This is a genomic window from Pseudonocardia sp. D17, assembly GCF_036984265.1.
Classification (GTDB): domain Bacteria; phylum Actinomycetota; class Actinomycetes; order Mycobacteriales; family Pseudonocardiaceae; genus Pseudonocardia; species Pseudonocardia benzenivorans.
This window is the reverse complement of the sequence record NZ_BPRG01000003.1, coordinates 1-7,212: the sequence shown is the minus strand read 5'-3', so window position 1 is coordinate 7,212 and position 7,212 is coordinate 1. Positions and strand designations below refer to the sequence as shown.

At 75.9% G+C, this 7,212-nt stretch carries 6 protein-coding genes; 2 read left to right on the top strand and 4 right to left on the bottom strand.

The features are described from left to right. Window positions 1-162 precede the first annotated feature (162 nt). Window positions 163-1,359: a glycosyltransferase family 4 protein gene (locus PSD17_RS00040; RefSeq protein WP_339120791.1), complete on the bottom strand. Its 1,197-nt coding sequence runs from the start codon at window positions 1,357-1,359 to the stop codon at window positions 163-165. Window positions 1,360-1,432: 73 nt separating this feature from the next. Next, window positions 1,433-2,911, bottom strand: a complete 1,479-nt coding sequence (locus PSD17_RS00035; protein WP_339120789.1) for an amidase — start codon at window positions 2,909-2,911, stop codon at window positions 1,433-1,435. Between the two features lie 306 nt (window positions 2,912-3,217). Between PSD17_RS00035 and PSD17_RS00030 the strand changes: the two genes are divergently transcribed. After that, the gene (locus PSD17_RS00030) at window positions 3,218-3,994 is read left to right on the top strand and encodes a methyltransferase domain-containing protein (RefSeq protein WP_339120793.1); all 777 of its coding nucleotides are present in this window, start codon (window positions 3,218-3,220) and stop codon (window positions 3,992-3,994) included. A 20-nt stretch (window positions 3,995-4,014) separates the two neighbouring features. On the opposite strand, the gene PSD17_RS00025 is transcribed toward PSD17_RS00030, so the two are convergent. Beyond that, window positions 4,015-4,515, bottom strand: a complete 501-nt coding sequence (locus tag PSD17_RS00025; RefSeq protein WP_339120788.1) for a carboxymuconolactone decarboxylase family protein — start codon at window positions 4,513-4,515, stop codon at window positions 4,015-4,017. 50 nt (window positions 4,516-4,565) lie between these two features. Between PSD17_RS00025 and pdxR the strand changes: the two genes are divergently transcribed. Further along, on the top strand, window positions 4,566-5,969 hold the full coding sequence (pdxR, locus tag PSD17_RS00020) for a MocR-like pyridoxine biosynthesis transcription factor PdxR (protein ID WP_013677878.1): 1,404 nt from the start codon (window positions 4,566-4,568) through the stop codon (window positions 5,967-5,969). Window positions 5,970-5,999: 30 nt separating this feature from the next. Here pdxR and PSD17_RS00015 read toward each other — a convergent pair whose 3' ends face one another. Beyond that, window positions 6,000-7,160 carry a luciferase domain-containing protein gene (locus PSD17_RS00015; protein WP_339120783.1) on the bottom strand — a complete coding sequence of 387 codons (1,161 nt, stop codon included), beginning with the start codon at window positions 7,158-7,160 and terminating at the stop codon, window positions 6,000-6,002. Window positions 7,161-7,212: the final 52 nt, after the last annotated feature.

Sequence of the window (7,212 nt, the reverse complement as noted above, 5' to 3'; positions counted from 1 at the left end):
TGCTGCAGTGGGACTTGAACATTTCGGGCCTCGTCTCGGTGGGGTTCGTGCGCCGGGTTCGTGCTGTGGGGGGTGTTTCCGTGTTGAGGAGAACTCTGCCGTCGCGGAGGCCTCGCGACGATCGAGTGCGCCCCCGTTCCCGAGGGGGAGAACCCCACTTCCTCAGCGGGCGCCGCGGACCCGGTCGACGGTCTCGCGGACGCGTCGGGCCACCGCGGTCCACGACGCCTCGGCCTCCAGCCAGGCCGCACCGGCGTCGCCCATCGACTGTGCGCGGTCGGCGTCGGTGAGCAGGTCGACCAGTGCCGCGGCGAGCGCGTCGGGGTCGTCGGGCGGTACCAGCAGCCCGGTCTCGCCGTCGCGGACCGCGGCCGGGATGTCCCCGACCGCCGTCGCGACGACCGGCCGGGCGAACGTGTACGCGAGATGCACGACGCCGCTCTGCGTGGCCCGCCGGTACGGCGTGACGACGACCCTGGCCTCCCCGAACAGCCGCGGCACCTCGGCCGTCGCCACGTAGCCGGGGCGGGCGTCCACGCCCAGCGCCCGGGCGCGCGCCGTCAGCGCCGCCTCGTCGACACCCAGCACCGATCCCGCGACGACGATCCGCGCGTCCGGGACCTTGTGCCGCACGGCGGGAACCGCGTCGAAGAGCAGGTCGATGCCCTTGTAGGCGGTCCAGGCGCCGAAGAACAGGACGACCGGCCCGGTCCGCGCACACGGCGGGACCGGCGCGTCGCCGCGCAGGGCCGCCTCGTCGCCGTGCGGGATCACGACGACCGGGCACGCGACCTGCCAGCGCTCGTGCACCTTCGCGCGAGCCTCCTCACCGAGCACGAAGACGGCGTCGACGCTGTGCCACGCCCGCTCCAGCGCGGGGTCGAGGACGCGCCCGTGCCGCTCCTTCGTGGTGTCGGCGCGCACCCGCGGCACCGGCTCGTGCGCGACGAGGACGATCGTCGAACGCGGCAGCAGCCGACGGGCCGCGACGGCGCCCAGCGCGTCCATGCTGAACCGCCACGTCGACCAGACGACGACGTCGGGGCGGCTGCGCCGCAACAGGGCCAGCACGACGAGCCAGGCCAGCGCCCGCTGTCCCGCTCGGAGCACGCGCCGCGCCTTCTTCGCGAGCCGGCCGATGGGCTTCTCGTCGGCCGGGTGCCAGGTGGGCAGCACCGGCCGCATCCGGACGCCGGGGTGGGTCGGGCCGAGCTCCGGGTCGGGGCCGGTGATGAAGTCGACGGCGTCACCACCCGCCGCGACACCCCCGGCGAGCTGCGCCGAGAACTGGAACAGCCCGCCGGAGGGGCTGAACTCCACGAACGTCACGGTGCGACGCCTGCCGCCTCCCGAATCCACGCGTCGAGGCTAGGGGTTGTGCGCCGGCCGACCCGCCGCGGGCGTTCGCCGCCCGCGGCGACGGCGGCCGTCCTCAGAGGGACGGCTCCCGGTCGGCCCACGGCCGGAGGGCCTCCAGCTGCGCCGCCAGCGCGAGCAGCCGGCCCTCACCACCCAGCGGGCCGACGAACTGCACCCCCAGAGGCAGCCCGGCCGGCGTCCGGTACAACGGCACCGACATCGCCGGACGGCCGGTGATGTTGGCCAGCTGCGTGTACGGCACCGGCGACAGGTTCTGGTCGATCAGCGTGTCCAGCACGTTGGTCCTCGCCAGCAGGCCCGCGGCGTGCGCGCGCAGCAGCACCCGGCTCGCCCGCGCGACGGCCTCCGGCGCGGCCAGCTCGCCGATCCGCACCGGCGGCCGGGCCAGCGTCGGGGTGAGCAGGAGGTCGTACCGCTCGTGGAACGCGGCCAGCCTGCGGGTGTGGGAGTTCCAGCGGTCGTGCGCCGCGATGTAGGTGGGTGCCGACGTCGCCCGTCCGACCGCGGCCATGATCCGCGTGTCCAGCTCGAACGCGTCGACGCCGCAGCCGGTCACCGCCCGGGTCTCGGCGACCTCCGCGGCGACGGCCGCGAACCACATCGTCAGGAAGTCCTTGGCGAGACCGCGTTCGTCCACCCCGGTCGAGGCCGGCTCGACGTCGTGACCCGCCGCCTCCAGCAGCGCTGCCGCGTCCTCCACCGCCGCGACGGCCTGCGGGTCGACGGGGGTGCCCAGCGGTGAGGCCGTCGCGAAACCGATGCGCAGGCGTCCGGGATCGCGGCGGGCGACCTCGGCGAAGGACTCCGGGGGGCGGGGGGTCGGGAAGGGACCGCCCGGATCCGGGCCGACGAGGACGTCCAGCATCGCCGCGGTGTCGCGCACCGTCCGTGAGACGACGCCGTTGACCGCCGCGCCGTGCAGCCGTTCGCCGACGTCCGGCCCGTCGGGCAGGAGCCCGCGGCCGGGCTTGAGGCCGAACAGCCCGCAGCACGCGGCCGGGATCCGGATCGACCCGCCGCCGTCCGAGGCCCCGGCCACCGGCACGATCCCGGCCGCGACCGCCGCCGCCGACCCTCCCGACGAGCCGCCCGGCGTCCGTGTGGTGTCCCACGGGTTGCGCGTCGGACCGAACACCTCGGGCTCGGTGATGCCCTTCGCGCCGAACTCCGGGGTGTTGGTCTTGCCGAACGGGACCAGGCCGGCGTCGAGCCACCGCTGGACGACGAGCGCGTGCGCAGGCTGCGGGTGCCTCGCCAGTGCCCGGTTCCCGGCCGACGTCGGCAGCCCGGCGTAGTGCTGGCCGAGGTCCTTGAGCAGGAACGGCACCCCGGCGAACGGCCCGCTGAGCTCGCCGCGCGCGCGTTCCCGCGCGATCTCGTACATCGGCCGGACGATCGCGTTGATCCGCGCACCGACGGCGTCGGCGCGCGCGATCGCCGCCTCGAGCAGCTCCGACGCCGACACCTCGCCCTTCGCGACGAGCTCGGCGAGCCCCACGGCGTCGTACGAGCGGTACTCGGGCTGGTCCACGCTGCCTCCCTGCGCCGGGCGGGACGTCCGGACGTGCGGTCCCGGCGACCCTAGCCCCGGCCGCACCCCCCGACCGTCCGCCGCGGCCGGGCCCGGCGCGCCGACCCGCCCGCGCAACCTCCGCAGCACGTGGCCACCCGCGCCGACCCCGCCCCGGGCGCAACCTCCGCCGCGCGCGCCGCCCCCGTCCCGCGCGCAACCTCGCTGCTGCTCCGAGGCCCGGCGACGACGGTGAGGTTGCGCGCGGATGCGTCCGGTCGCGGGCCGGTCAGGCGCGCCGGGGCGGGCTAGCCTCCGAACGTGGCGATGTTGGAGTTCGGCGACGAGGAAGCGCGGCGACTGGACCGCAGCTACGCGACGAGCGACGTCGTCGCCCAGCGTGCCCAGGTGCTCGACATGTTGCGGCTGCGGCGCGGGGAGCGGGTGCTCGACGTCGGGTCCGGACCCGGCCATCTGCTCGCGTCGATGGCCGAGGCGGTCGGCCCGGCGGGGGCGGTGCAGGGGATGGACCCGAGCCCGGCGATGAACGCGATCGCCCGGCAGCGGTGCGCGGCGATGCCATGGGCGACGGTCGGTGAGGGCGACGCCTGCGCGCTGCCGTACCCGGACGAGGAGTTCGACGTCGTCGTCGCGACGCAGGTCTACGAGTACGTCCCCGACATGCCCGCGGCGATCGCCGAGGTCGGCCGGGTGCTGCGGCCCGGCGGGCGGGTCGTCGTGCTGGACACCGACTGGGACTCGCTGGTCTGGAACGTCGCCGACCGCGCCCGGCACGAGCGGATCGTCGCGGCCTGGGAGGAGCACCTGGCCGACTCCCGGCTCCCGCGACGGCTCGCCGGGCTGCTGCGCCGCGGCGGCTTCGAGGTCGTCGACCAGCGCGTCATCCCGCTGTTCAACCCGCGCCTGCACGCCGACACCTTCAGCGCGAACATCATGGAGACGATCGCCGCGTTCGTGCCCGGGCGGCGCGGCGTCACCGCGCAGGACGCCGCCGACTGGCTCGCCGACCTGCGCGCCCGCGCCGCCGAGGACGAGTACCTGTTCAGCCTCAACCGCTACAGCATCTCGGCGGTCCGGACGTAGGCCCGGTCCCGGCGCGCGACTCAGCCGTGCCGGGCGGGCGTGTAGTGCCCCGGCGCCAACCGGGAGGTGACGCCGAAGCGGTTCCAGGCGTTGATCACGGTGATCGCCACGATCAGGTGGGCGAGCTCGGTCTCGTCGAACTCCGCGGCGGCGCGCGCGTAGACGTCGTCGGGCACGAACCCGTCGGTGAGGACGGTCATCGCCTCCGTCAGCTCCAGGGCCGCGACCTCCTTGGCGCTGTAGAAGTGCCGTGACTCCTCCCAGGCCGACAGCTGGATGATCCGTTCGACGCTCTCGCCCGCGGCGAGCGCGTCCCTGGTGTGCATGTCGAGACAGAACGCGCAGTGGTTGAGCTGCGAGGCGCGGATCTTCACCAGCTCGGCGACGACGGGGTCGAGGCCACGGCGGGCGGCGCCGTCGAGGGCGATCATCGCCTTGTAGGCCTCGGGGGCGAGCTCGGCCAGCTCGAGGCGCGCCGGGCGCTCGACGTTGCGTTCGGGGGCGGTGGTCCGTTGCGACATGTACGCGACGGTAGTTCCGCAGTGGCCGGTGAACATGGTCCACTTCTGGTGTGAGTTCGCGGTCCACTTCGGCAGGTTCCGATCTGCACCTGGACCTGTCCGTCGGTCACGGCCGCGGCGTGCGCGTCGCGCTGACGGACGCGGTGCGCGACGCGATCCGCGACGGGCGGCTGGCGCCGGGCGCGCGGCTCCCGTCGTCACGTTCGCTCGCGGCCGATCTCGGGCTGGCCCGGACGACCGTCGTCGAGGCGTATGCGGAGCTGGTCGCCGAGGGGTGGCTGACGGCGCGGCACGGGTCGGGGACCCGGGTCGCGACGCGCTCGCCCGCGGTCCCGCAGCACCCGACGTCGCCCGCCCCGCCGCACACCTCCGGCCCGCGCCACGACCTGATCGCCGGGCGGCCGGACGTCGCGAGCTTCCCGCGGGCGCAGTGGCTGCGCGCGACCCGCCGCGCGCTGGCCGCCGCGCCCGACGAGGCGTTCGGTTACGGCGGCCCGCGCGGTCGTCCCGAGCTGCGCGAGGCGCTGGCCGACTACCTCGCGCGAGCCCGTGGCGTGCGCACCGACCCGGCCCGGATCGTCGTCTGTGCCGGGGTGTCGCACGCGCTGACCCTGCTCGCGACGGTGCTGCGCCGTCGCGGGGTGCGCGCCGTCGCCGTCGAGTCGGTGGGGCTGCACGTGCACCGCGACCTGCTGCGCGCCGAGGGCCTGCGCATCCCGCCCGTCGAGGTCGACGGGCTCGGCGCCCGCACCGACACCCTGGGTCGCGACGTCGGCGCCGTCCTGCTCACCCCGGCCCACCAGTTCCCGACGGGCGTCGCCCTCGACCCGTCCCGGCGCGCCGCGGCAGTCGAGTGGGCCCGCACGACGGGCGGCCTCGTCGTCGAGGACGACTACGACGGCGAGTTCCGCTACGACCGGCAGCCGGTCGGCGCGTTGCAGGGGCTCGATCCCGAACACGTCGTCCTCCTCGGCACGACGAGCAAGGCGCTCGCCCCCGCCGTCCGGCTGGGCTGGATGGTGCTGCCCGCGTCGCTGGTCGCCGAGGTCGAACGGGCCAAGGGGCTGGTCGAGCCGGTCACGAGCGGCCTCGACCAGCTCGTCCTGGCCGATCTGGTCGGGTCCGGGGCCTACGACCGGCACGTGCGCGCCCGGCGCCGCAGCTACCGGCGCCGTCGCGACGAGCTGGTCGCCGCGCTGGCGCGGCGGGCGCCGCACGTCGGGGTGAGCGGCCTGGCCGCGGGCCTGCACCTGGTGCTGACGTTGCCGCCGGGCACCGAGGCCGACGTGCTGCGCGCCGCGGCGTGGCACCGGCTCGCCCTCGAGGGCCTCGGGACCTTCCGCCATCCCGACGCCGGCCCGGGTCCCGACGGTGTCGTCGTCGGGTACGCGACCCCGTCGGACAGCGCGTGGGCCGGGACGCTCGACGCCCTGTGCCGGGTGCTCGCCCCGTGACCCCCCGGAGCGCGCGCCGCGTCCCCGCGGTCAGCCGCGGGCGTGCCGGTACCCGGCGGCCACGATGCCCGTCACCGTCTCCAGCTCGGCGTCGTCGCGCGGCCCCGGCACCAGCACCATCCCCGGGCTGACCCGCACCCCGGCCAGCGGGTGCGCGACGGCCCAGCCCTTGGCCACCGCGTCGTAGGCCTGTTCGGGCGGCAGGACGAGGTGCAGGCTGAAGTCGGGCGCGGGGTGCTGGTGGGCGAACTCGCCGTCGGCGGGCAGCACGAACGCGACGTCGGGCCCGTTGCTCGCGTCCCGGTCGAGCAGCAGGGCCCGGGTGCCGTCGACGCCGACGCGGGTGGGTCCCGTCGTCACGCCGTCGAAGGCCGCGATCCGCGACCACAGCGCCTCGGCGAGCTCGGCCGGCCCGTTCTGCGACGACTGGTGCTGCGGCACCCCGGCGGTCACCTCGGGAGGCTCGCCCGCGCGGGGCGGCAACGGGCCGCCGAGGGTAGGCCAGGCGGGCTCGTCGCCGTCGGCGAGGGGGTTCTCGCCGTGGGCGCGCAGCCAGTCGAGGCGGTCGCCCAGCCACGTCCCCAGATCGCCGACGACCTTGCCCGCGAGCTGGTCCCCGCCCGGTTCGCGCTCGGCGAGGACCGGTGCGCCGCTGTGCCGCGTCAGCCAGTCCCACGTGCGCTCGAGCAGCGGTGGCGGGGTGCGGGTGTCGTCGGCGCCGTGGGCGAGGAAGACCGGCATCCCGGCGAGCGCACCGCGGGGCATGGGGATCCCGGCGTCGAACGGCAGCGCGCCGTAGAGCAGCACCGCACCGGAGAACCGGTCGGGCGCCACCAGCATCAGCGCCCCGGCCAGCGCCACGCCCTCCCGGAAGCCGAGCAGCAGGACGGGCCGCTCGGGGTCGCCCTCGGTGTCGAGCCAGGCCAGCACCCAGCGGCAGGCGGCGGCGAGGCCCTCGGCCTCGGGCGAGCCGTCGACGAGGGGGAACCACGAGTAGCCCGTCGGCCCGGCGATCGGCGCGCGGACCGACACGTACCCGACCGGCCCGTGGGGCAGCCACGGGGAGATCTCGATCAGCGAGTGCTCGCTGGTCCCGTTGCCGTGCAACGCGACGACCAGTGGTGCCGACGGATGCTCCCACCCCCACCGGGCGACCATCGGCTCGTCGCCCGGCAGCCCGACGTCGGTCACTGGTCCACCCTCTTCTGTGCGGGGGTCATGAGGGCCTCTGTGGTAGGAAACG

What these genes read in the sequence shown, in the direction of transcription:
- PSD17_RS00025 (WP_339120788.1), bottom strand. Translation starts at nt 4,515, where the DNA reads ATGTCGCAACGGACCACCGCCCCCGAACGCAACGTCGAGCGCCCGGCG.
- PSD17_RS00030 (WP_339120793.1), top strand. Translation starts at nt 3,218, where the DNA reads ATGTTGGAGTTCGGCGACGAGGAAGCGCGGCGACTGGACCGCAGCTAC.